The sequence below is a fragment of the Clostridium sp. BNL1100 genome, from assembly GCF_000244875.1.
Classification (GTDB): Bacteria; Bacillota; Clostridia; order Acetivibrionales; family DSM-1351; genus Ruminiclostridium.
Map to the genome: position 1 here is coordinate 3,876,135 of NC_016791.1, position 22,466 is coordinate 3,898,600.

The 22,466-nt window shown below is 36.3% G+C and carries 19 protein-coding genes; all 19 read right to left on the bottom strand.

The window, feature by feature from the left end:
* Window positions 1-101: 101 nt before the first annotated feature.
* The 19 genes from CLO1100_RS16345 to arsA all read right to left on the bottom strand — a co-directional run bounded on the left by CLO1100_RS16345 (window position 102) and on the right by arsA (window position 22,445).
* The gene (locus tag CLO1100_RS16345; RefSeq protein ID WP_014314877.1) at window positions 102-1,106 is read right to left on the bottom strand and encodes a restriction endonuclease; all 1,005 of its coding nucleotides are present in this window, start codon (window positions 1,104-1,106) and stop codon (window positions 102-104) included.
* A 46-nt stretch (window positions 1,107-1,152) separates the two neighbouring features.
* Complete coding sequence (locus CLO1100_RS16350; RefSeq protein WP_014314878.1) at window positions 1,153-4,377, bottom strand: DEAD/DEAH box helicase family protein; 3,225 nt, start codon at window positions 4,375-4,377, stop codon at window positions 1,153-1,155.
* On the bottom strand, window positions 4,374-5,627 hold the full coding sequence (locus CLO1100_RS16355; protein ID WP_014314879.1) for a restriction endonuclease subunit S: 1,254 nt from the start codon (window positions 5,625-5,627) through the stop codon (window positions 4,374-4,376). The genes CLO1100_RS16350 and CLO1100_RS16355 overlap by 4 nt, the downstream gene beginning before the upstream one ends.
* On the bottom strand, window positions 5,624-5,989 hold the full coding sequence (locus tag CLO1100_RS20905; RefSeq protein WP_202946034.1) for a hypothetical protein: 366 nt from the start codon (window positions 5,987-5,989) through the stop codon (window positions 5,624-5,626). Before CLO1100_RS20905 ends, CLO1100_RS16355 begins: the two co-directional genes overlap by 4 nt.
* A gap of 95 nt (window positions 5,990-6,084) precedes the next feature.
* Window positions 6,085-6,828 carry an N-6 DNA methylase gene (locus CLO1100_RS21300; RefSeq protein WP_202946035.1) on the bottom strand — a complete coding sequence of 248 codons (744 nt, stop codon included), beginning with the start codon at window positions 6,826-6,828 and terminating at the stop codon, window positions 6,085-6,087.
* The gene (locus CLO1100_RS21305; RefSeq protein ID WP_202946036.1) at window positions 6,789-7,643 is read right to left on the bottom strand and encodes an N-6 DNA methylase; all 855 of its coding nucleotides are present in this window, start codon (window positions 7,641-7,643) and stop codon (window positions 6,789-6,791) included. Before CLO1100_RS21305 ends, CLO1100_RS21300 begins: the two co-directional genes overlap by 40 nt.
* Before the next feature lie 771 nt (window positions 7,644-8,414).
* Complete coding sequence (locus CLO1100_RS20075; protein WP_014314880.1) at window positions 8,415-9,302, bottom strand: hypothetical protein; 888 nt, start codon at window positions 9,300-9,302, stop codon at window positions 8,415-8,417.
* A 209-nt stretch (window positions 9,303-9,511) separates the two neighbouring features.
* Window positions 9,512-10,324: a hypothetical protein gene (locus CLO1100_RS16370; RefSeq protein ID WP_014314881.1), complete on the bottom strand. Its 813-nt coding sequence runs from the start codon at window positions 10,322-10,324 to the stop codon at window positions 9,512-9,514.
* Between the two features lie 57 nt (window positions 10,325-10,381).
* The gene (locus CLO1100_RS16375) at window positions 10,382-12,040 is read right to left on the bottom strand and encodes a hypothetical protein (protein ID WP_014314882.1); all 1,659 of its coding nucleotides are present in this window, start codon (window positions 12,038-12,040) and stop codon (window positions 10,382-10,384) included.
* A gap of 97 nt (window positions 12,041-12,137) precedes the next feature.
* Window positions 12,138-12,476, bottom strand: a complete 339-nt coding sequence (locus CLO1100_RS16380; RefSeq protein WP_014314883.1) for a hypothetical protein — start codon at window positions 12,474-12,476, stop codon at window positions 12,138-12,140.
* A gap of 31 nt (window positions 12,477-12,507) precedes the next feature.
* On the bottom strand, window positions 12,508-13,362 hold the full coding sequence (locus tag CLO1100_RS16385) for a DUF5677 domain-containing protein (protein WP_148265083.1): 855 nt from the start codon (window positions 13,360-13,362) through the stop codon (window positions 12,508-12,510).
* A gap of 38 nt (window positions 13,363-13,400) precedes the next feature.
* Window positions 13,401-13,853 (bottom strand): DNA mismatch endonuclease Vsr, encoded by a 453-nt coding sequence (gene vsr / locus CLO1100_RS16390; RefSeq protein WP_014314885.1) that lies wholly within the window; start codon window positions 13,851-13,853, stop codon window positions 13,401-13,403.
* A gap of 191 nt (window positions 13,854-14,044) precedes the next feature.
* Window positions 14,045-15,124, bottom strand: a complete 1,080-nt coding sequence (locus CLO1100_RS16395; protein WP_014314886.1) for a response regulator — start codon at window positions 15,122-15,124, stop codon at window positions 14,045-14,047.
* Window positions 15,125-15,137: 13 nt separating this feature from the next.
* Entirely contained in the window at window positions 15,138-17,381 is a 2,244-nt protein-coding gene (locus tag CLO1100_RS16400) for a sensor histidine kinase (protein WP_014314887.1), read from the bottom strand.
* Complete coding sequence (locus CLO1100_RS16405; RefSeq protein ID WP_014314888.1) at window positions 17,381-18,634, bottom strand: DNA cytosine methyltransferase; 1,254 nt, start codon at window positions 18,632-18,634, stop codon at window positions 17,381-17,383. Before CLO1100_RS16405 ends, CLO1100_RS16400 begins: the two co-directional genes overlap by 1 nt.
* 18 nt (window positions 18,635-18,652) lie before the next feature.
* Window positions 18,653-19,246, bottom strand: a complete 594-nt coding sequence (locus tag CLO1100_RS16410) for an HNH endonuclease signature motif containing protein (RefSeq protein ID WP_014314889.1) — start codon at window positions 19,244-19,246, stop codon at window positions 18,653-18,655.
* Window positions 19,221-20,204 (bottom strand): DNA cytosine methyltransferase, encoded by a 984-nt coding sequence (locus tag CLO1100_RS16415; protein WP_014314890.1) that lies wholly within the window; start codon window positions 20,202-20,204, stop codon window positions 19,221-19,223. The genes CLO1100_RS16410 and CLO1100_RS16415 overlap by 26 nt, the downstream gene beginning before the upstream one ends.
* On the bottom strand, window positions 20,204-20,404 hold the full coding sequence (locus CLO1100_RS16420; protein ID WP_014314891.1) for a helix-turn-helix domain-containing protein: 201 nt from the start codon (window positions 20,402-20,404) through the stop codon (window positions 20,204-20,206). The genes CLO1100_RS16415 and CLO1100_RS16420 overlap by 1 nt, the downstream gene beginning before the upstream one ends.
* A 331-nt stretch (window positions 20,405-20,735) precedes the next feature.
* Complete coding sequence (gene arsA, locus CLO1100_RS16425) at window positions 20,736-22,445, bottom strand: arsenical pump-driving ATPase (RefSeq protein ID WP_014314892.1); 1,710 nt, start codon at window positions 22,443-22,445, stop codon at window positions 20,736-20,738.
* Between the last annotated feature and the right edge of the window lie 21 nt (window positions 22,446-22,466).

Below are 22,466 nucleotides of genomic sequence, written 5' to 3' on the forward strand. Positions count from 1 at the left end.
TTTAAATTGATGTTTTAATGTCACAACATATATTTCCCGTTCGTCTCACCCCGGAAGGATGACTGCTGCCATCGTCTCAAGGCGTTTATTATGTCGCTTATTTAATCCTCATTATCCTTTGCCACCGGTATGTAAACCATCTTCAAAGGAATCATTTTTCTATATTTCGCACTTAAGTCTTCGTAGTATTTCAGAATCAAGTCTACGAGCTCTGTTCCGTTTATGCCACGAATAATTGGTGTGCTTTTCAGATAATTTTGAGCATTATTAGTATAATTAGACAGAGTAACAAATAATCCATAATCGCCTTCTCGCATTGCGCCTTTGAGTGACTGGATTATAGTTTCCTTAATATCACCATCCTGGCTCTTAACCTGCACTAATATCCTTGGTGGCAGTTCATCCTTATAGGCTGTAATATCAATACCACTATCACCACCCTGCGCTGAAACGATTGTGCGATAACCCATAGCTTTTAGAAGGTCCGCTACAAATCCTTCAAGTTCATAACCTTTTAACTGCTTACTAAGTTCCTTTAATATAAAATCCTTGGTGGTTTCCACGATTTCTTCAGCAGTTACTCCGACACTCTCATCGTCTTCACCATCAATTGTTAATGTGGTCTTTTTAAACCCTTTATCCAAGGCTGCTAAGTACTCATCTGCATAGTTTTTAACAGCAAAGAAAGACATCGCAGATCCTACTTCATAAAGAGCTCCTTGTGAAAATGCTGTTCTCGGAAGATGTTTCAGCCATTTTACTTTATGCTGATGGACATATTCAGTTGCTGTAGCATCATATATATAGTCGCTCTCAACTGTGCCTATGTTAATCTGCCGGTCGATTTTAGAAGGAAATACCACAAAATCACCAATCTGAACCTCATAGGCAAATCGAAAAAGCATACCGGCACCATTGGCTACACTGCCTTTCTTGGCATCTGGATACACATTAATATACTGTGTTTTAAATGCATCCCTGTTTGCTTCTAACTTGCTAAGGTCGCCTATTTTTCCCCAGCCAATAGCGATGACATCTTTCTGCAAAAAAAGATTATCATCTTTGGTATGAATTCCCCATACTCTTTTTTCTTCGCTGTTTTCCATATCAACCACCTCATATTTTTTGAGTTTTCCTGTTGTATCGGCTGTCTTACTTCTCCGCCCGCTCCCTCAAATACTTCTCAAAATCATCGCATAGCTTATCTACCATATCATTCATTTCTTTAAAGAAATAATCCCCGACTTCATTGCGTTTGAGAGCTCGATATCTTCTATATATCTTTGCAAAATCGTCATAGATTTCAATTTCAGAAACATGGGATTTCATCTTCACCATTAAACGTTTACCTTCAGGAGCTGTACGAACATATTCAAAGAAATCTTTGATTTTATTTTCGAATTCTTTTATGAGTGCACCTGTTATGGCTTCTTGCTCATTACGCGCTTCAATAATGGCGAGAATGTCGAATTGATAAGCATTGTAAGGCACCCTACCTTTAGCCACTTTAGTAGGCCTATTTTTCTTCTCCTTTGTTTCCTCAGTCTTTACTTCGATTATGCCAATCTGATTATCAAAATAAACCTCAATCGGGTCTTTGATATCTTCGCATCGATTCAAAAGGTTATACAGTGCATTAAACTTACGCCAGAAGAACAAAGATCCTGGATCACTATATTTTGCATCTAGATCGATTACGTATTCAATTTTATTCAAAATAGTAAAATACTGTGATGCTTTAGCTTTAGTATCCGCAGTATGCTTTGGGTTTGCATCTACGTACTTTTTTAAACTACTTTCAAAATCAAGATAGCATTCAGGGTTATCACGTTTGGTAGCATCTTTATATATAGACATAAACGCATTATAGAACTTACCAAAAGTATCTGATTTCTTTAGATCTGCTAATAATATATCAAGTACCTTTTTATCCCCAAATGGATCAAAATCGCTAACAACCACATCAGAAAAATGCTCAAATGCATCTTTGATATTTTGGACATTTACGTTATTATAGGAAAAGTCAACAATCTTGCAGTCGTTTTTGTATTTCAAAGTGCGGTTTACCCGTGAAATAGTTTGAATGGCACTGATTCCTTTAACCTCTTTATCTAAAAACAGTGTATGTAGCCTTTTCTCATCAAAACCAGTTTGTAGTTTAGCAACCACTATCATTAGGCCGTTTTTCTTTTGTGAGAAGCTTTCCAATACTTTTTCCTCACTTAAACCACCATTAAGACCGTTTGCACTTTGCTCATCTTGATTATCCGAATAAATTATATGAATAGGTGCTTCAGCATATTTAGCATATTTGGGTTCCTTAACCAAAGCATTAAAGTACTTGGTTACCGCCTCGTAATATGCGATCGCAGCCTTAATTGAATGGACTGCCAGCATAGCCTTTCCATTTCCTCTTATTTGACGATATACATCTTTAACAAGTAAATCTGCAACATATTTTGCTATTGCATCAATACGATCACGATTTTCATATACTCGCTTCTTTTGTGCGTCCTTATACTCTTTCTCTGTAAAACCTTCTAATAGGTTATTTGGTAAATCGAATAACATTTTAGAAGCTACTGGGACGATATTCTTTAATGGATTGAGAATAAAGCCATCTTCAATAGCCTCTTTCATGGTATATGAATCAAAAGGTCTCCAGAGCTTCTCACTTTCCGCATAACCACTAAATTCCCCGAATCGTGCAAGTGTGTGATCATCAGGGGTAGCAGTAAAACCAATAATCAAATTCTTCTTTTTTCTGTGTTTGGAATATTGCTTATTATTGTCAAAGGGAGCTTGCAGCTCATCAAATATGCTTACCATTTCCTCATGCTGGTCACCACTATTTGAACGATGAATTTCGTCAATTAGAAAAACTATGCGTAATTGGGATAGCCTCTGTAGAACTTCATTATCCAGAATTTCACGAACAGAACCGAATTTTTGCAAATTAACTATGACTAAGCGAGTATCAGATGCAAGTGCATCTGTGAATGTTTTTTTGTTGTGTGCTTCAACATACATACGATTGTCAATATTCATATTAAGCATTTTAGAATCTATTTGCGAACGAAGTTGTAAGCGGTCAACAACAATAATAATTTTATCATACACATACTCACCATCTCGGCGAATATCTTTAAGTTGCAGAGCAGACCAGCCAATGATATTTGATTTGCCAAAGCCCGCTGCATATTGCATAAGTAAAGAATAGACATTTTTATTATTAGAATATGCTTTGCGTTTTTCAAGCAACTCTTTTTTCTTGGCTTCCGACACGCCTATTAATTGCTTTTCCAAGAGCTTTTCGAAATAATCGTCTTCTTGCTCATGTGCTAAAAACTCATCTATTTTGGCTATTATTTTATCTGTACCAAACTTTTGCTTTGGTCGCGGTGATATTAAAGACCCTTTTTCATCCTTCAGTTCTTTTCTACCATTTACCATATAGACATCTCGTTCGATGAAGTTGTAATACAAAATCTCTTTTTCAATAAAAGTCTTACCGTAGTGTACGGTAAATAACTCTTTCAGTTTGTCTTTTTTATCAGCATCGGGTTTCAATAATGGATAAGGTTTAAATGAGACTTTAACCTTTTTTTCTAATTCTTCGCGGTCATATTTACCTTCTCGACAGGTAGTAAGCATTTCATTAAAATAATCTTCTATGTTACGAATTACATAAGTTTCTTCCACATCAGTAGTAGTTATATGTACAGCCTTCTCAAAGATCTTTAGGAAGTCTTTTCTGTAAGCCTCTTTATCTTTTTCACTCAACATATAATTACTGTCAAAATATTGATGATATATTTTGATAGCTTCAAGATAATCTTTAACCACTTTCCCCCTCCCATTTTTGCTGGCAGTTTGATTTGTGTAATTAGATTTCAACTCGCTATACCCCAAATAAATGCCGTTTACAAACAGCACTATATCAGGTCGAAAAGCAAAAATCTGTTTGCCCTGATATCTGTATTTATAGGGTAATTCTTGTACGACTGAAAAAATGTTTTCTTCAAATAGTTTGTTATCGTGTATAACACTATCGCCAGTATAAAATAGGTATAGTTTAATTCCCTTCAAGGTAATAGACTTATTGGCATTGATAAATAGCGCCATATTACGACTACTGGAACTGCGTTCTTTTATTACCTCAATCAAATCTTTTAACAATATATCTTTGTTGCCTCTATACTTTTTGAGTAAGACTTCATAAGGTCTCTTATTTAGTTCGGTTTCAGATATAAAAGTCTGTAAATCCTCCTCAATAATAAGGGATTCTGTTACGGTATTTGCTTTTACTTCATTATATCCAAGGCTTTCTCTAAAAAAAGGCAGTAAAAATTTATCTTGCAAGTGTAGCTCGTTCATACTGCTTCTCCCTCCACAGTAACTTTTATCTTGCCGATAACTACATCGTTAATGAGTGTTTTGCGTAGTTCTTTGAGTTTGCTGATTTGGGTATTGATGACTTCAATAATGCGGTCAATATGAGCAGTTTTGGTGTCAAGATAATCTGCTATGGCTTTTTGTTCAATATATTCTGGAATTGCAACGTTTATAGCATAAAAGTTATCAGAATATAGGCGTAAACGTGATTCAATTATTCCTGTCGAATTACGTTTAAACTCTGCAATTGCCCTATCAGACCGAAGCAAATAATGAAAATATGCCGGACATGATAATTTACTTGGAGAATATGATGGACTAACTATTCCATCGTAAGCTGAAACGCCTAATCCCCTTTTCCATGCAAGCATAATATTCATAACTAAATCATTCATTCGACATATTTTATATCCAATAAGAGTTTCAGCATTTGTTAATAATTCATCTTCGCCTATGTTATCTTTTCTTTGTGTTACACCTGTATATTCAGATACTGAAAGTAATGTTTCTTCGCCAGTCAAACTCTTAATTTTGGATTCTACAAATAGATCTTTTATTCTTTTTATATGCCAATGCTCCGGTACTTCTCCAATCCACTCAACTCCGCTATCTTTCATCACTACAGCTTTATCTAAACCCCGGTTGACAGTTTCATTAATGAGGGATTGTTTGAGTTCATTATACTTAGTTAGCTTTTGGTTATGTAGTTCTATTTCGCAATCAATTTGGATTGTCTTAGTATCAATATAATCAGCAATTATTTTTTGTTCTTTAGGCGAAGGAAAAGGTAACAGTAATCTTTTAATTCTATCTACAGCTAGACCAGGTTGTGCCGCTGAAAGAGAGTATTGATTAAGATTCATAACTCTTAGCATCTCTCCGAACCATTTTATAATAACATTTTTTTTTAGGTATACAACAACAGCATGCTCTGATGCCCAAAATTTTCCTTTAGCATAGTTAATGTTCCCACATAAAGCACCTTGTCGCCCGATAAGTATATGCTCTCCTTCATTAGTATAGCTTGAATAATAGCCCCTTAATCCATTACCCCCATATACTGGATAGAGGCCTTCTACAGGCTCAATTTGCTCAGAAACAATTGAATTTCCACTTTGAAGAAAGGCTAAATCTTTAACTCGTTTTATATCCCAATGTGATGGTATCTCTCCCAGCCATTCAATCTCACTATCTTTATGCACTTCAAATCTTGTTAATTGATGTTTGCTCATAGTTTTAACCCTAATTCTAACTCCTTCAATTCCACATCAATCCTCTTAATGTCTGCTAAAATATCAGCTACAGCTCTCAATTCTCCCGGCTTATAAAATACCTTATTAAAATTTAGCTCCACACCTACCACATTTTCAAGATAGGTAAAGGGTTTGGTAATATATTTTTCCATAAATAATGCTATATTGGCTTTATTTGTAGATTCATCCTTGTGAAATGGAATAATTTCATAATCCTTTTGGTAATCAGGTGTAAGTTCCACACTTATTTCAATAAATTCTTTTTGTGTTTTAGTGGCTTTTTTATAAACCGCCTTTACTGCAATTTTACCACAACCTAGTTCCTCTTCATTTCCTTCCACTTCTTTAATTAAGGTTTCTTTCTCAATATCAAACCAATACTTTGAATCAGCAGTGTCTATAGCTAATGGCTGTTCCTTATAATCAAGAGAATCGATTAAAGGTTTGATATATTGTTCAAAAACATTAAAAAGGGAAGTATATTTAGTTGTATCAAAAGTATTAATTTTAAGGAGCCTGCTCTTTCCTCTACCCCTGCCTGTTTGTTAGTTACCTTAGGCAACTTACTTTCAAAGCTGTTACCTTGTACATCTACATTAGTTAGCATTATAAATTGTTTGTTAAAGTAGAAAAATTCCTTGTCAAATACCCTCGCATACTCGTTATCCTCAAATCTAGTAAGGGTTTCTACAATCTCCAAACGGTTGGCTATATCCACCTCCTTACGTTTAGAACCTCTATTCTTCTTTAGTGGGCTAAATTTTTCACTGGCATTAATAAGCATAATCCTGCCTATTCGATTCTCCTTCTTATTTCTATTTAGGACCCATAAATAGGTATAAATTCCAGTGTTAAAAAATTCATCGGTAGGTAACTGAATGACAGCTTCCACAATGTCGTTATCTAACATCCATTTTCGAATATTGCTTTCACCCGAACCTGCATCGCCACTGAATAGGGTTGATCCATTGTGTACAACTACACCCATTCCACTGAGATCGAGCTTGGAAATTAGATGTTGCATAAATAGTAATTGTCCGTCAGAAACTGATGGTAGAAATTTAAACCGTCCTGTTTTATCATTTTCAATGTATTTTTGATATCCTTTCCAACTTACTCCATATGGGGGATTTGCAATAACTACATCGAATTCTTCATTATAGTACGCATCCTCAACCAAGGTGTACCATGTTCAATCTTAGAATCTGGTCTGAATCGGCTTTCAATTTTAGCAAGGGCATATAAGGCATCATTCCAGTCTTGCCCAAATGTTTGAGTAAGACGTTTAAACTTTTCATTAATTCGATCTTCAACACCAAATAGTAAGTTACCTCCGCCGCAGGTGCAATCGTATATTTTAAGCAGTGTGTCTGATTCTTCAATCTTGGATGCAATAATTTCTGCGATCAGCACAATTATATCATCTGGTGTGTATTGCTCCCCAGCAGTTTCTGCAGAAATATCAGCCCATTTACGCTTGATATGCTCTTCCAAAGTTGTTATTTCAGAGTTATTATATGGCTTGAGGTCAATTTCCGCCCATAGCTTTGTGTACCCCAGTAAAACTTTTTTTGCATCGAGCTTAGCAGCAACACCCTTTATATCCAGATACTTTTCTCCTTCTGTAGCATCTACACCAAGCAGGTCTTTCGTTTCTCCGTCAAAGCCAAGAAGATATGAGTTGAAATCAGAGTAAAAGTTTTTATCATTCTTACATATATCTTTGAGGGTTTGATTCTTCTCAAATATATAAATGTTGTATCCCTGCCCCTCATCTTTAATTAAGTTATAAAAGTCATCTTTATCCATAGTGGCAATTTTTTCTTCACCAATCTTAGCTCTTAAACCCTCAAGCATTCTAACAAGGCGGCTTTCAATCATTGCAAGTGCAAAAAACGGCATCATAAATGAAGGCCATTCAGATTCTTTAACGCCACATCCACGAAGCAGGTCAGCAGTGGCCCAGATTTTTGATTCATATTGCAGTATATTCATTTATATTAATACCTCTCTTTTCACAATTAATGAAATAGTTACAACAATGGATATAAAAATTAGTAAATCTTTATGATTAACTAACGTTATACTGTATGTTTCTCTTTCAACAGCCAGTCGTCGAATGCATTTTATAATCCCCATATAACCGTTTATTCATATTCATCTTATGTCATTCTGGATATATTAGCTTAATATAATTTCAATTATCTAATTAGCATAAAAGTACACAAAAATACAAATTTATTATACTTCAAATTCCATTTAGTCACAATAAATTTTAAAGGCTATCATTTTTTAAACGATTCTTTTGAAGCTCTTTCCTTGCTTTTTAGTTTGAATCAAAAATTAGGATTCCGTTTTTTAGTTGATAAACAATTCCGCAAAACCCCTCTCCCCTTCTGCCTACTTGTTTAATTCGCGCATTCATACACCCCCCCTACCCCCCCCCATCAAAAAAAGTGTGTCCATGGAAACATGAAACACACTTCGAAATATCCTAAAAATCCGCTAAGCCTCACTATTCAAGCCTTTTCCGCTCTATCAACGCAACTGACTCAACGTGCCTTGAGTATACAAAAAAGATGTCGCTTCAGCCTGTTACCCCCTTGGCGGCAGGGTATATTTCTGAAATAATCATCTGTAAAGCAACTTTCCAGTGATCCATAGTCCGTTTTTACATCAATTCAAGTCAAATTGTAAGCAATAAAACCTTCAAAAGCAAGTTAATCTCTTGAAGGCTTTATTTGGTACAATTTCTCACAAAACAAATTATTCCGACTCTATTCCATGTCTTTCAACCATATATTCTTTATATTTGCTATAATTCTTCATTCCACGTGATTTTCGGGTTTTTCCTACTATAGTATTATCAATCCTTTTTTGAAGATATGTACATAAGCCTTCAAAACATTCATTAGGTGTTTCGTCCCACTTAAAGCCTATCTCCCGTTTTATTGCATCATAGATCAAAGAATATTTCATTTTTTCCCCTTCAGCATTAATATTGGCCTTTTTGAAATCATGGTATATGTCGATCAAATGCTTTACATAGTTTTTCATATATGTATTGCTACCAATGGTATCCTGAATCGGACCTTTCTTAACATTAAGCTTTTTAGGGGTTTTGATTATAATGTTATTACCGATAACAGAATTCTTGTTATTGTTTGCATATACAGCATAGCTATCGCCTCCTTTATTTCCCGGTGAGAGCTGTGGATAATGCTGTGCGAATACCTTGTCATCAGACACAATTAGTCCGATAATATCCTCCCAAAAGAGTATATCTACTGAGAACAAACCTTTTTCATTATGCTGGGAGTTTAGAATATTTACTTTTTCCTGTAGTTCTGCATTTCTGCTGGTTGATGTAGCAATAAAGTAATGCTTTAACCCAGGTTTGAAGTTCTTAGCTTTTTCAATTTCTTTTTCAATCTGATCATAGGTTAATTTGGCAACTTTTTTACACTGAATTCCAATATAGTAAACCCTTTTATATTTTATATAAATATCAACTCCATGTTGAGTTTGTCCCACTCCTCCGAACAGAGTGATCATACAACCAGGCCAATTTATCCTTGAATAGCTTTCTACTAATCGTTCAAAGTCCTGCCAATTTTTAGGCTTTGGTATTTCCATATTATCAAATGTCGGCATTAGATCACCTTCCTTTATCACAACCCTAAATACTTTATATCATTTTTTGTTATCAGTCTTACCATTGTCTTTTTTTACTTGCATCAACGCTGATAACATCGCATTAACACATGCAGGACTCTCGTTGTTTCAGGTCAAGCGGATTGAGTGTGTATTACTCCAAATTGTAATTACAATTTGGAACCGTAACAATCTGTTTGATATTTTACTTAAGAATCTTGAATGATAACTTGCCCACTACTGTTTTCTGGCTGCGAGGCTATAATATATTTTTTCAACCACTCATATTTTTGAATAATGCTTTCACATCTTCTTTTCATATCACTATCCTCAGTGCTTTCTTTAATAACTAACTGTTTTCTTATCTCCTCATCAGACAAGCATGTCAGTTCATCCAGCAATAAGCAGCCTTCTAAATAATTGTGCCCTTGCTTGATACTATTAAAGTAATTCAGATAATATTGTCCATCATCATCAGTAGCAATAATTTTTCCGTTTGTTTGGTATATAATTGATTTAAAATCTTCTGGAACTTTATTTATCAAGTCACTAATAAATGCCGAAACCTGTTCTACAACAAAGCTATCAACCACTACACGAGGAAACTTAGCAATTTTACTTTCCAAATAATACGCCTTATTTATTGCTGGACCAAATAAAAGAGATCTGTTCTCCTCATAGTACACATCTCCATACGCAATCCCACCCCGACATATAAAGCGGCCTTTTAGCATTCGCTGAATTAGCTGTTCAGTATTATAAAGAGCTTGATGAAATAGATGCCCTATATCTTTTCTGGAATCGCTTATATTCTCTTTAAAGTCGTATATTATATAGGCGCAGTCAGAAAAAGTATATACATGACGTTGAGTGACTGTGTAATCTTTATCATTCTGTTGTTGTTTCTCCAGCTCACGATGAAACATTGAGTTTATTTTATAAAGTTCTTCAAAATTATCTCTATTTTGACTGCCCAATATATCCATAAAAATCACAAGCGCTTTATCGTAATGCTTGTCCATATACAACTACCTCCTATAATTCACCTAATAAACATTAGGTGTAGTTATCCTATTAACTCACCACCAATAGCTTCCGACTTTTTTCAGAGCCTTCTCATTTTCATTCTTTTCATGCTCCCGCACTCCAAACAATTCATCTTCTCTCGCTATTGTGGGATCAAACCAATCAGCTTTTTTCTTTGCCCAATCAATATATTCAATTGTTTTTTCATCCTGTATATCTGATTTTGGTTCCAATGCATTAATAAAAGCCCTGATTTTGCAAGCCATATCATAGTCTTGGGCCGCATTTATTAATTCAATAGTTTTATCAATTTCTTCATTATATCGGTCTTTACGTTCTTCACGAAGTCTTTTTTCTTCAGCTTCTTTCCTTTTGGCTTCCTCAAATGCTTCACGATTTTTTCGAATAACTTCAGACTCTTCATAAAGTTCTATCAACATATCACCAAGTCTGGATTCCACTTTTTCTTTGTCAGAATCTCTAAAATACCGGCTTTGACGAATACATATTCTTAATTTTCCATTGAAGCGGTAATCATATTTTCGAATATTAGGCTGACTTGCCCACCTATTGTGGCGCTTTGCATCCTCATAAACTATTAATTCCTGTGCTTCCTGTCTGGTGATCTCATGCTTAACTTCATCTTGGGCCTCAAATATTTCAATACTTACATGTTCATTTCTTATTGTAAGTGAAAGATCATCATTTATAGAACCACCCAACATCTCAATTTGTCGGTAAATTGTATCTAAAATACGATAAACCCTCGGTAAGGTTTCATTTGATATAACACCTGCCAGAAATGGTGGGTGATTTGTGTAGTTTTTAAAACCTTTTTGAACACCTTCCGGTTTTCTATCGTTTTTATTCCACTCTTTTACTTTAGAGTGATACGCTATAATTTTTTTATGTAATTTTGCATTTTCATCTGTTAGTTGAATTTGTTCCGCTGCAAGCAAAACTTTTTGACGTTCATTTTCCGTTAAAAAGGCAACTATCTGCTGAGGTACCACCGGTATTTTAACACCCTCAAAAGTTTTCAAACCAGTTTTTTCGGTAATCCCTTCCGCAGCGGGAAGCGGAGTCTTTTTTATTTTCTCTCCAGAGCGAATCCTTGCCCAGTATCCCCTCGGTGGCACTGGTACATTGAGTGACTTACAGACTTTATGGATTGCTACATCCGAAACACCATACTGAACCGCTACTTGAACTACTGGTTTCGCCCACACTTCATCATATAATTTCCCCCTGTTATATGTATTCCACTGGCCTGATACGGTACGATAAGACAGCTGATTATTATCATTTTCATTAATAAATTCATTCGCAGATTGTTCTTCTGCATCTTCAAGTTTCACTAGGATTTCAGGTTCTGAATTTATTTTCTCTGATACATTAATCTTTTCATTTTCACTCTTAACAACAGCAGATTTTGATGTAGAAATACGCTTAGAAAGCAGAGACTCAACATTAATCGGAAGTATCACTTGACTTTGTTCCGATACTGGTAATGGGATTTTTTCAACCAGCTTTCCGAAGCTCAATTTAGTCCAATATCCAGAAGGAGGAATAGGTACTTCTGTTTCCTTGCATAGCCTAAGCAGTTCAGTATAAGGAATATTATATTTCTTTGCAACACCAGATGCTGAGATTTCCCATATCTCATTATATAAAAATTCTCTGCCTATTTTGATAAATTGCTCCTCCAGCATAATATCCCTCTTTTCACAGATTGTCCAAACTAAGTACCTCATTCTTCCGCTTTAAACATCTTTTCAATATCCAGCGAAAATGCATATTCATATAGTTTCAGATCTCTTGTCCCGCATTTTCGCTTAATATAAAAAGCAAATCTTTTTTCATCTCTTCAAATTGAGCAATAATTGTATTAAGACTCTTTTCTATATTTTGAACCTGAACTTCAGATATTTTTCCATATTTATATGCAATCAACCTCTCCGCAATAATTTGGTAGCTCCAGCTATCAGAATACTTATCTTCATTGTGAATAGCAAATCCGATTGGCAGCAAATCATTTCTCATACCAATACTTACTGCCATTGGTGAGATACCAAGATATTCAGCTGCAATTTTACATGTTATTTTGGGAAATTTTCTTATTTCTTCATCTGTATATTTTTTTGCCATTTACCATCACCTCGAATCTTTAATATCACCTCTAATACTTCCCGTCTACAACCTGATTACTGATTTCATCAATTTCATTAAGAAATGCAAAGTTATCATTTAAATTCTTTTTGTATTGTTCTACATTTAAATTATATACTTTTGCATATTCGCTAACTCTTATGGTTCCAAGACTTAATACATTCGATATTATTCTTAATAAATGTGCCAGATCAAGTATTTGATCACCCTTTGCAGCATTATTCATTAATGCTCCTGATCTTTGCCTGAGACATTCTCCATCATAGTGAATCAAATGACTGGAAAATGAGTACGTATATAATGTAGTAGTTAATACCTCATATTTATTGTCTTTTACAATTAAATTTCCTAAAATATTTTTATAACTCCATTTTTGACTAAGTTCCTTTATCCTACTTTTTGAATACTTATCTTTTAACTCTTTTAATTCGTCTTCATCTAAAATACTAACTTGAAAAGGGTGTTTATCTACTCCTGATAATTTTAATATGCTCAAAGCCTCAACAGCTTTTCCATGATCACTTATTTTTTGCATTTCTGGAATTATGTCATAATATTCTTCTATCAAATCACTTTTCTTATCAAGATCATCTTGCATCATATAAATATATTTTATTGTTCCTTCAAATAAAGTCCTTAGTAGAATATCTGCTTCCCAAATAGCCCCATGACTAGTAAGCATTAATATGCTCTCTCCCGTTGCATATAACTGAGTAAAAAGCTCTGTTAATACCATCTGATTATATTTATTAATGTTAGCTTCCTTTTTATAGAATGGAGCTATACCAATTGTTAGATTTCTATATAACTCTATTGCTCTATAGGAAAATGTCAATGGAGCATTTATAATGCTATCACTCATCATTTAATCCTTTCATTCTGCATAAATTCTTTATCATCCGTTTATATTTCTAAAAAATTGTTAGTTTCATATTTTATAAAACCAACAATTTCTGTAAATATTTTGTTACAATAGTCTTCATCTTTTTGCATTTTCTTAATAACGCATTCCCATATAACTATAATTCTTATATTTTTGCTTAAGAGCTGTTGTATTATCTCTCTATCATGCAATTTATTTTTTTCAAGTTTAGGTATCCAAAAATCTACATTTGATTTCGGGGTATAGGCATATTTACAGTTATCATGCCTATGCCAGTAACATCCATGAATAAACAGAGCCACTTGCGCCTTAGAAAAAAACAGGTCAGGTTTTCCAGGTAAAGCTGTGAAATTGGCCCGATACCTGAACCCGTTTTTATATAGCAGAGATCTGACAAACATTTCTGGCTTTGTCTTATTGTTCTTTATTTTTGACATGTTACGGCTTCGTGCATTGGGAGATTTAATATCCATTTTACAACCTTTCAATACTTGATTTATACTTTAATCAGCATTGCTTGTCAGTATAAACATACACTATTTTCAGAAATGACCTTATTTTCTTTTCCGGCATTTCAGTAGATACACCAATTTCAACATTACCTTTCCTATATAATTAAAAAAGAGCACGATCATCCGTCAGTTCAAATGTCGCGCTCTCTCTTTTACGCAGTTTCTTTTGGGCAGACTTTTTCTACAATGGAATTCATTTCAGCTTTAAAATCAAAATCCGGTTGACCTTGACGAGCATAATATACAGAAAACCTATTCAATATACTTTTAACAAAATACTCCTGGATTTTAATGATAGGACGTTCAAATTCTGTAACGAACTCCGCAGGTGAAAAAGTTATTACTTTTCTAAAATTAATGTATCCACCACAAAACAGGCTATTTTCCGGTAGCCAATGATAATAGTCAGTATAGTTGTTCTTTATTGCATTTTCAATATTATCTTTTTTCTTATCACGCTTTTGTGCTTTATCAGCAACTTCCTGGTTAACTGAATCATGATTATCTATCTCACAAATAAGAATCCTGTCCGTTTTGATTTTTCCGCTGTGTACAGCAAGATCACAGGGAGGAGAAAGGACTATATAGTATTTTTCATCTTTATTCGAATGATAAATAGTTCCCGTTTTTATACCTTCAACCACAGGAGGCTTTATGTACATTTCTTCAGTGACATAAGCAGTTCCTTCGTTATCCATAAGTTCCTGGATATGAGAAATTGCATAGCGAAGGAGAACTTTTTCAGTATCAATACCTTGCTCCTTTTTTTCCTGCCATAGCGATATTTGTGGATACAAATTCATCCAAAAGATTTGATTCATAACCTTTTCAATAATGCCTGTCCCACCCAATACATTGAATAATCCTGTAGACGAGGCCCTATATAAAGACTTGATAATGTCCTCATATGAAGTCTCGCCTTTTTTATAAATGCGAATAGGTGAACCTTCTTCTAACTCTGTATCGGGAGTACCTGTCATAACAGCAACAGGTACTCGATATTTTTCAATTATTGCTCGAATAATTTGATTTCCATTATGGTCGCCATCTAACTTAATATCGACAATAACTCCATCATAATCATTTTTTAATTCAGCAATCCCTTTCTCATAGGACTCAGCTATACAAAGTTGAAAAGCATCTTCCCCAGCTTCAATATTCATTCTTTTCACAGTATCCTGGCAAGCTTCTGCATCTACTGCGGCATCTTCAATAAGTAAAAGTTTATACATCACAATACCCTCTCTATTCTGCGCTCACTTTAAAATGAGCACCTTTTTCGTCTTGTACTGCAGTGAGAGTTAAACCATTCCGAATTGCTGCTTCACCAGCTATGGATAATCCGAGGCCGGTACCGTTTGGTTTTGTAGTAAATTGCGGCTCAAAAATTACCCCACTTTCAAGCAGATCGTTATTAATACCTGGACCTGAATCGATATAGTCAATTACTAACTCTTTGCCAGATTTAATAGCAGTAATTATAATTTTTCGCTCTAAACATTTTTTCTCTACTATCCAAAAAATACTATTATCAAAAAGGTTTGCAAAAATAGTATATATATCTTGTTTCCAGCCACATAATTTTATATCTTCAGGGCATTGAACATCAATGATTATCTTCTCTTTGATACATTCACTTTCAAACACAGAAGCAACCCCATTCAATGCTTCAGCCAGAGAAAATTCCGACTTGGTTTCACGCCTCTTGGCCGATAATGGGTCTAACCGACCAAATAAACCTACAAATACAGAAGCATTATCAGTAATACCTGTTGTTAGTTTAATTATCTCTGCCACCGAACCCTGATCTTTATTCTGCTCAAATCTGTTACCATAGAAATGTAAATTAGGAATCTGATTTTTAAAATAATTTAAAGGGCGTCTGCCTTCATGTAAAATAATGTTTACTATTTTCCCAAGAGTTGCCTGACCTTGATATACAGCTACTGTTTTCTTGATATCCTCAATAGTCTCATTTTTCTTTATTTCCTCTTTAGTAATAATATCTGTCACTTCGCTAATAACAGTTTCAGACAGACCCGCTTTTTTCAGGGAAGATGAAACCGATGTTTTTAATGTAGAATAGTCATAAAGCTCTTCTAATTGACGTTCAATTTTTTTACCTGGTTTTGAAAGGCCAAGTTTACGTCGAAAAATGTAACGCCTTTGCTCTAACTCATTTATAATCTCACAAGTTATTTTTACTAATTGCTTATAAGCATAATTATTTTTCAATCCATCTCGAGCACTTTTTTCTTCAAGACCGGATATTTCTTCCGATTCAACATGAACATACCCGGCAACCTGATTATTACCAATTTTCATAGATGGGTTTTGTACACGTTGCTCATTAAGCTTGAGCCAATCAAAATCTGCATCACCTAAAGGGCGTATACGAAATCCATTTCGATACACACCTATACCATTTACACTATTGAGTAATTGCCTTGCTTGTAGCCTGGTTACATATTGATTAGAGGAATCATCTTTTAAGCCTCTCTGAATCAGCTGATCGATTGCTTCTCCCTCACGATCGTAAACTCGCACATCAATTGTCAATGGTCCACAAGCTGTAAAACCACAGTCAAAAGATATACTCTCAATAACGCCATTTTTTATCTTTTGATTTTCGTATGTGAGAACTCCTTTCCCGTCAGGAGAAATAGTTCCACTGATTCTGTAGTCAAATAAATCAAGTATGGGATATGGAGTTATTTCTTCTCGGATATTCTTAGTATCATCCTCAAAGAAATTATCAAAGCACAACCATATTTTAAAATTGTCATCAAAAGTACTATCCGCTTTTGGGGGAATTAATCTCTTCAACTCAAAACGAAGCAGTTTTAGCGTTTCATCGTTCCAATATTCGTTTTCACTTATATCCGAATGCATTGTCAGGATGGTTCCAGGGGCTTGCTTTATATGCTCAGTTTGAACCGGAATATCAATTTGGTCCAAATATTCATAGTTAGAGAATTCTGACCACTTTACATACAGGGTGGTCTTAACGCCCTCTTTATCAACGGTCTCTAATTGCAGGTCATCACCGAGAATACTTGCCGCATATCGACCAATCCCTTTGCGTCCCTGCATGATTCGTCCACTAGGACTTTGACGCTTTTTAAGTTTATTGGCAGTTGATGGTACCAGCCATTTGCCGATTACATCGTCAGTTGACATTCCATGTCCATGGTCTTCTATACGAATTTCAAGCCAATTCCTTTCAGGAAGTCTCCTGAAACATATGATTGCGTCAGCAGAATCTGCATCATAGCAGTTCTTGACCAGCTCTACAATCGCTGCAAACTGGTCCTGAATCAATTCCTCGCCAATAGTCAGAACATGTCTACCAGCAGGCCTTATTTCATAAGAGCTCAAATACTCACCATCAATAGCTGCTGCATCACGCAATAATTTCTCTTTTTCGATTTTTAAAGCTTTCAGTTTCTGCTCAATTTGAGAAATTTGAGTTTTCTCATTTTCACTCATTACCACACCTCCAATAAGGCCATCGCAATTTTTTCTGCAAGAAGAACCGGGACAGCGTTGCCAATTTGCTTAAATGCAGTTGTTCTCGAAGGTTTACCTGATGTTGATTCAAAGTAATAGTCATCAGGAAACGTTTGTAATCTTGCCACTTCGCGTGGCGTTAAAGAACGATTCTGCTTAATATCCGGATGAATAAAATAATGTCCGTCTTTTGAAATATGTGCAACAACCGTTTGAGAATATTGTACATCTTCAGCAACTACTTTAAATCTATCCAAAAATGAGTCCATATTCTTTTGAGATTGTAATCTTTTAGGTAAATCAAGGTAACTAAGTCGTCTTTTCTCCTTATTCCACAATTGCACAGCCCTTTTATATATTGCAAGGTCTTGGGTTGTGTTGGGACGAGAACAGTGAAATGTAACAGTTTCCTGATTTCGAGACTTTATCCCTGCATCATATAGATAACGTCCACCATATGGCAAGGTTTCTACAGGCAAAACCGTTCCTTTTCCAGCTTTTAAAGCAGGTAAATCTGAAAAAATTTCTTTCACCAAAAAAGAATGATTTATAATTGGAATTTCAGGATAGAAATCAGCATATTCTCCTCGTTTCCCTATAAGAATAATACGCTTCCTATTTTGCAAAACACCATAATCTTTAGCGTTTAGAATTTTGTATTCAGTAGAATATCCACATTCCTTGAAAAGCCGACGCATTTTATCAAAATGTAAAATTTCATCCGTATCTTTTGCAGATAGCAGACCCAATACATTTTCAAATACAAAATACCGCGGTTGATACTTTCTTAAAAATTCCGCATATAAAACATACAAATAGTTACGTTTATCCCCAATCATGCCGTTTTCATCGCGAGCTCTTCCAATTAAAGAATATGCCTGACAAGGTGGACCACCAACCATTAAATCAAGAGGTTCATCCCCTAGTAAAGCATCTACATCAGCAAAAATTTTTGCTAAGTTATCCTCAGATATTTCATAGTTTAACACTGTTCCTAATATATCCTGCGGAACTGCCTTGTAGAACTCAGCGCGCTTAATTTTTTGGTTCAGATATTCCATATATAGATCATCTTGCCCATTAGCAGTAAGCCACTTATAGGCAAGCCGAGTTTTTAAAGTATAGCAAGCTGCTACATCCATCTCAATATGTGCAACAGGAGTATAACCAGCTCTCATAAAGCCTTCAGACAGTCCACCTGCGCCTGCAAAAACATCTAAATACTTTGGCATGACTATACCTCTTTCCTGTTAAGCATTATTTTTGTTCTCTAGCAGACTTTGCGCTTGCACCGGGAACTTTTTCATTAGCCACTCCAACACTTTGAGCTGGTCTGCACCTGTAGCTCTCCTGATTTGGATCAATAATTTTTCATAAGAAGGCCTGTCCAATGTCAAATTTGAGGCTCCTTCATTACAAACACTGCAAATAGCACGAAGATTAGCGGGATCATCAGTCCCACCCATACTTTTATCAATTATGTGTCCAATATGTAAACGTGTTTTCCTTGTCGGATCATATGGATGCGGTTCACCAGCAACAGCACCACACATCTGACAAGTAAAACCATTACGATCAAGCACAAAAGCACGGGTTTCCTTACTTATTTCCCGCGCAAATGCTGGCTGCGGCTTAGGATTATCAAGAACATATTGACCGGGTTTAAGATCAGAACGATCGTGATGTGTTAATATTTGATAACCTTCTTCATTTCGAAGTTCACGCACACGACGTGCCCATTCACTAATTCCAGCAATTTCTCTTAATGTATCTGAATCTAAAACTTCTCCAATATGATTTAAAAAATACTGACGCAGTTTATCGCGTGCTCCGAGACTTTTCATTTGTGCTTCCCTCCAGATTAATTTGCTTATCTCCTTGTAAAATAGCTTTCTTTATAGCTGTACCTACTGCTTTAGCAACAGGTGGAGGAAACGCATTTCCAACTTGTCGATACGCAGGCGTTTTCTTTCCAACAAATACCCACTCAGGAGGGAATCCCTGCAGTAAACTTGCCATTTTTACAGTTAGTTTGGGGTCTCCTGTGAAGTCTTTTGCAGGTGGTATTTCATCAAGTCCATGTCCATTAATGCCAAGTTTAGACCATGCCAGTTTAGATCTGGTCGGCCCTAAATCCGCACCTCCATGTTTTTTGCTTCCGCCAACAATAGTAGGAGCAATGTTATTGGCTCGGTCAGCCCATTCCTTTGCACCTTCCCATCCATTACTCGCCATTTCATGATAGAGCGCCTGCCCTACTGTGGGGGGTGGAGCTAAAACACCCAAAGGCCATGTAAAATAATCCGCATATTTCTGCTTCAGTGCAACAAGTATGGTTCTCGGTCTTAGCTGAGGGACACCATAATGATTCGCCTGTACCAGTTCCCAAAAACATTTATAGCCCATAGATTCCAATTGCTCTTTTATATGATTGCGATAATCACTGAACTTAGGATCAAATAGTCCCCGAACATTTTCTAACATCACTGCTTTCGGATCACATTCACTTACAATTCTGAGTGCTTCGGGGAACAAATCTCTATCATCTTCATTACCTAATTGCTTGCCCGCAACAGAGAACGGTGGACAAGGAACCCCTCCCGCAACCAAATCTATACTTTTATATTTTTTTGCTTTAAACTCTCGAACATCGCCTTCTAAAACATTCCATTTAGGGCGGTTTGTCCTTAAGGTTGCACAAGCTGCTTGATCTATTTCCACTAAAACAACGTGCTTATATCCAGCCTGTTCTAGCCCCAACGCCTGTCCACCAGCCCCAGCACAAATTTCAATTGAGCGCATCAGACAATTTTCCCTCCCTTATCGATACTGGTTTTATGCAGTGTACGTTCATCATGAGGCTTTTCAGAATTAACTGGTATTGCCCATGCATTGCCTAATCGCCAGGCACCATGTATTCGGCCTTCTGCACATAAGGTTTGCACACGCCTGGGAGTAACCCCCCATTTCTCCGCAGCTTCTTTAGCTGTCATAAATTCCATAGTATCGGCTCCTAAAAAATAGTTTTATACAAAATAATTATATTCGCAACTGCGAAGAAATGCAAGTATGTTTTTAAGTATGACGGTTCCTGTCCTGGTTTACTCAAAACAGGAGACTCGTTGATTTATTGCGCTTTCTAACTTAACTGGATTTCGTTCAGTTCCTCTTTAGTCTCAGAACACTCCATGTGAAGCTGTTTTTTTTAAGACCTTATTATCTCCTGTTTCTTACAATCTAATTTAAATTGTAAGCAATAAAACCTTCAAAATCAATCTGATCTTGAAGGCTTTATTCGATACAATTTTAAAAATCGCTTCTATATAATATAATCTATTTGTTTGCCTCCCAACCAATAATGGCAAACTGTCCTTTCGTATGCTCATCGACCTTATTAATCCACTCGATTTCATTGCTCGCTTTAGCCGCTAACAATTCATTTGCTGTACCCGTCTGATATAAAGACGCATTGATTACCCACCATTCCGCTGCAATTTCCGCACGCTTCAAATCTTCTTCAAGACGCATTGCCTCATAAACTGGTGTAGCCTCTGCAAGCGTGATGATGATGACTTCAGTTTCGTCTGCATTGCGCAGTCTTGGCAGCAGCTTTTTCACCGACTCCGGAATATCACCCTGGGTGCGTTGCACTTCTCTATGATAGCTCTGAGTGGAATCCAACAGCAATAATGTGTGACCTGTTGGAGCGGTATCAATCACAACAACCTCATTTTCCGCTTTTTCAACGATCTGCGCAAATGCCCTAAAGACAGCTATTTCTTGTGTGCAGGGAGAACGCAAATCTTCTTCGATATAGGCAATGTCATCTTCAGACATAGTTTCTCGCGCCTTTGCAAGCACTTCTTCCTGATATTTCTTCAGCTCTGCATGCTCATCAATATGGCTCATGCTGATTCCACTATCTTTGCTAATGACAAACTTCAAATGCGCTGCAGGATCAGTCGTGGCAAGATGCACTTTCTTTCCTTTGGCAGATAGCCCTAAAGCAATCGCCGCCGCAATAGTGGTTTTGCCAACTCCGCCTTTGCCCATCGTAAAAATGACCTTTTTATTCGTCCTATACAAATCATCTATGACATCCTTAAGTTGCAAGATCGTTTGAGCATGTATCTTCTCATCTCGAAGGATGCAATGATCCAAAGTAAGTAATGCCCGCACATTCTCTATTCCAGTAATATTGTAGGCTCTCAGTGGTATTTGATAGGTTTTCAGTTCTTTCAAATTCTGTGGCATCTGTACCAAAGCCTTTTGCTGCATATGGTATAGACTCTCGGAAACACTGTCATTATAAGCAGTCAAAACGCCGTTAATTACAAGCACCTGATTTTTTACACCAAGGTCGGCAAGTTCTATGGACGCCCTTTCCGCTTCTTTCAGCGGCACTGCCTCCGGACGGGAAACAAGAATGAGTGTAGTGAGATTACCATCTGATAATGTTTCCACGGCTTTTTTGTATATTTCCTTTTTACTTTCAAGACCGGCAAGCTGGCCCAGGCAGGAAGCACCGTGCGTGCTTTCACTTATGAAATTGCTCCATGCCGAAGGCAATTGAAGCATACGCAAAGTATGACCTGTAGGGGCAGTATCGAATATAATGTAATCGTATTCGTTCTGAATATTTTCATCGGTAATGAAATTTGAGAATTCATTGAAAGCAGCAATCTCAATGGTGCAGGACCCTGAGAGCTGTTCTTCCATGTTCTTTATCACCACATCGGGCAGCTTGCCGCGATATGGTGCGGTGACACTTTCTCTGTATTCCGCTGCCGCTTGAATCGGATCAAGGTTTGAAACAACGAGGTTTGGCACCTCCTTGATTTCTGTCCCCTTGTTCGTAAGCTCAGTATGAAAAACATCCTGCAGGTTTGAGGCGGGATCGGTGCTGACTAAAAGCACCTTCTTCCCGCTGTCCGCAAGAGTAACGGCTGTGGCGCAAGCGGCGGAGGTTTTGCCTACGCCGCCTTTCCCTGTGAAAAACAGATATTTTGTAAGCACAATTACTTGTGGGTTAAAATTCTCCATATGGATACCCCCGAATTTCAA

Bases quoted from the DNA above. Each gene is read 5' to 3' on its own strand.
- CLO1100_RS21305 (WP_202946036.1), bottom strand. From the start codon at position 7,643: ATGAATATACTGCAATATGAATCAAAAATCTGGGCCACTGCTGACCTG.
- vsr (WP_014314885.1), bottom strand. From the start codon at position 13,853: ATGGATATTAAATCTCCCAATGCACGAAGCCGTAACATGTCAAAAATA.
- CLO1100_RS16420 (WP_014314891.1), bottom strand. From the start codon at position 20,404: ATGGAATTTATGACAGCTAAAGAAGCTGCGGAGAAATGGGGGGTTACT.
- CLO1100_RS16385 (WP_148265083.1), bottom strand. From the start codon at position 13,362: ATGATGAGTGATAGCATTATAAATGCTCCATTGACATTTTCCTATAGA.
- CLO1100_RS16380 (WP_014314883.1), bottom strand. From the start codon at position 12,476: ATGGCAAAAAAATATACAGATGAAGAAATAAGAAAATTTCCCAAAATA.
- CLO1100_RS16345 (WP_014314877.1), bottom strand. From the start codon at position 1,106: ATGGAAAACAGCGAAGAAAAAAGAGTATGGGGAATTCATACCAAAGAT.
- CLO1100_RS16370 (WP_014314881.1), bottom strand. From the start codon at position 10,324: ATGGACAAGCATTACGATAAAGCGCTTGTGATTTTTATGGATATATTG.
- CLO1100_RS16395 (WP_014314886.1), bottom strand. From the start codon at position 15,124: ATGTATAAACTTTTACTTATTGAAGATGCCGCAGTAGATGCAGAAGCT.
- arsA (WP_014314892.1), bottom strand. From the start codon at position 22,445: ATGGAGAATTTTAACCCACAAGTAATTGTGCTTACAAAATATCTGTTT.
- CLO1100_RS16400 (WP_014314887.1), bottom strand. From the start codon at position 17,381: ATGAGTGAAAATGAGAAAACTCAAATTTCTCAAATTGAGCAGAAACTG.
- CLO1100_RS16415 (WP_014314890.1), bottom strand. From the start codon at position 20,204: ATGCGCTCAATTGAAATTTGTGCTGGGGCTGGTGGACAGGCGTTGGGG.
- CLO1100_RS16355 (WP_014314879.1), bottom strand. From the start codon at position 5,627: ATGAGCAAACATCAATTAACAAGATTTGAAGTGCATAAAGATAGTGAG.
- CLO1100_RS20075 (WP_014314880.1), bottom strand. From the start codon at position 9,302: ATGCCGACATTTGATAATATGGAAATACCAAAGCCTAAAAATTGGCAG.
- CLO1100_RS16405 (WP_014314888.1), bottom strand. From the start codon at position 18,634: ATGCCAAAGTATTTAGATGTTTTTGCAGGCGCAGGTGGACTGTCTGAA.
- CLO1100_RS16350 (WP_014314878.1), bottom strand. From the start codon at position 4,377: ATGAACGAGCTACACTTGCAAGATAAATTTTTACTGCCTTTTTTTAGA.
- CLO1100_RS16375 (WP_014314882.1), bottom strand. From the start codon at position 12,040: ATGCTGGAGGAGCAATTTATCAAAATAGGCAGAGAATTTTTATATAAT.
- CLO1100_RS16410 (WP_014314889.1), bottom strand. From the start codon at position 19,246: ATGAAAAGTCTCGGAGCACGCGATAAACTGCGTCAGTATTTTTTAAAT.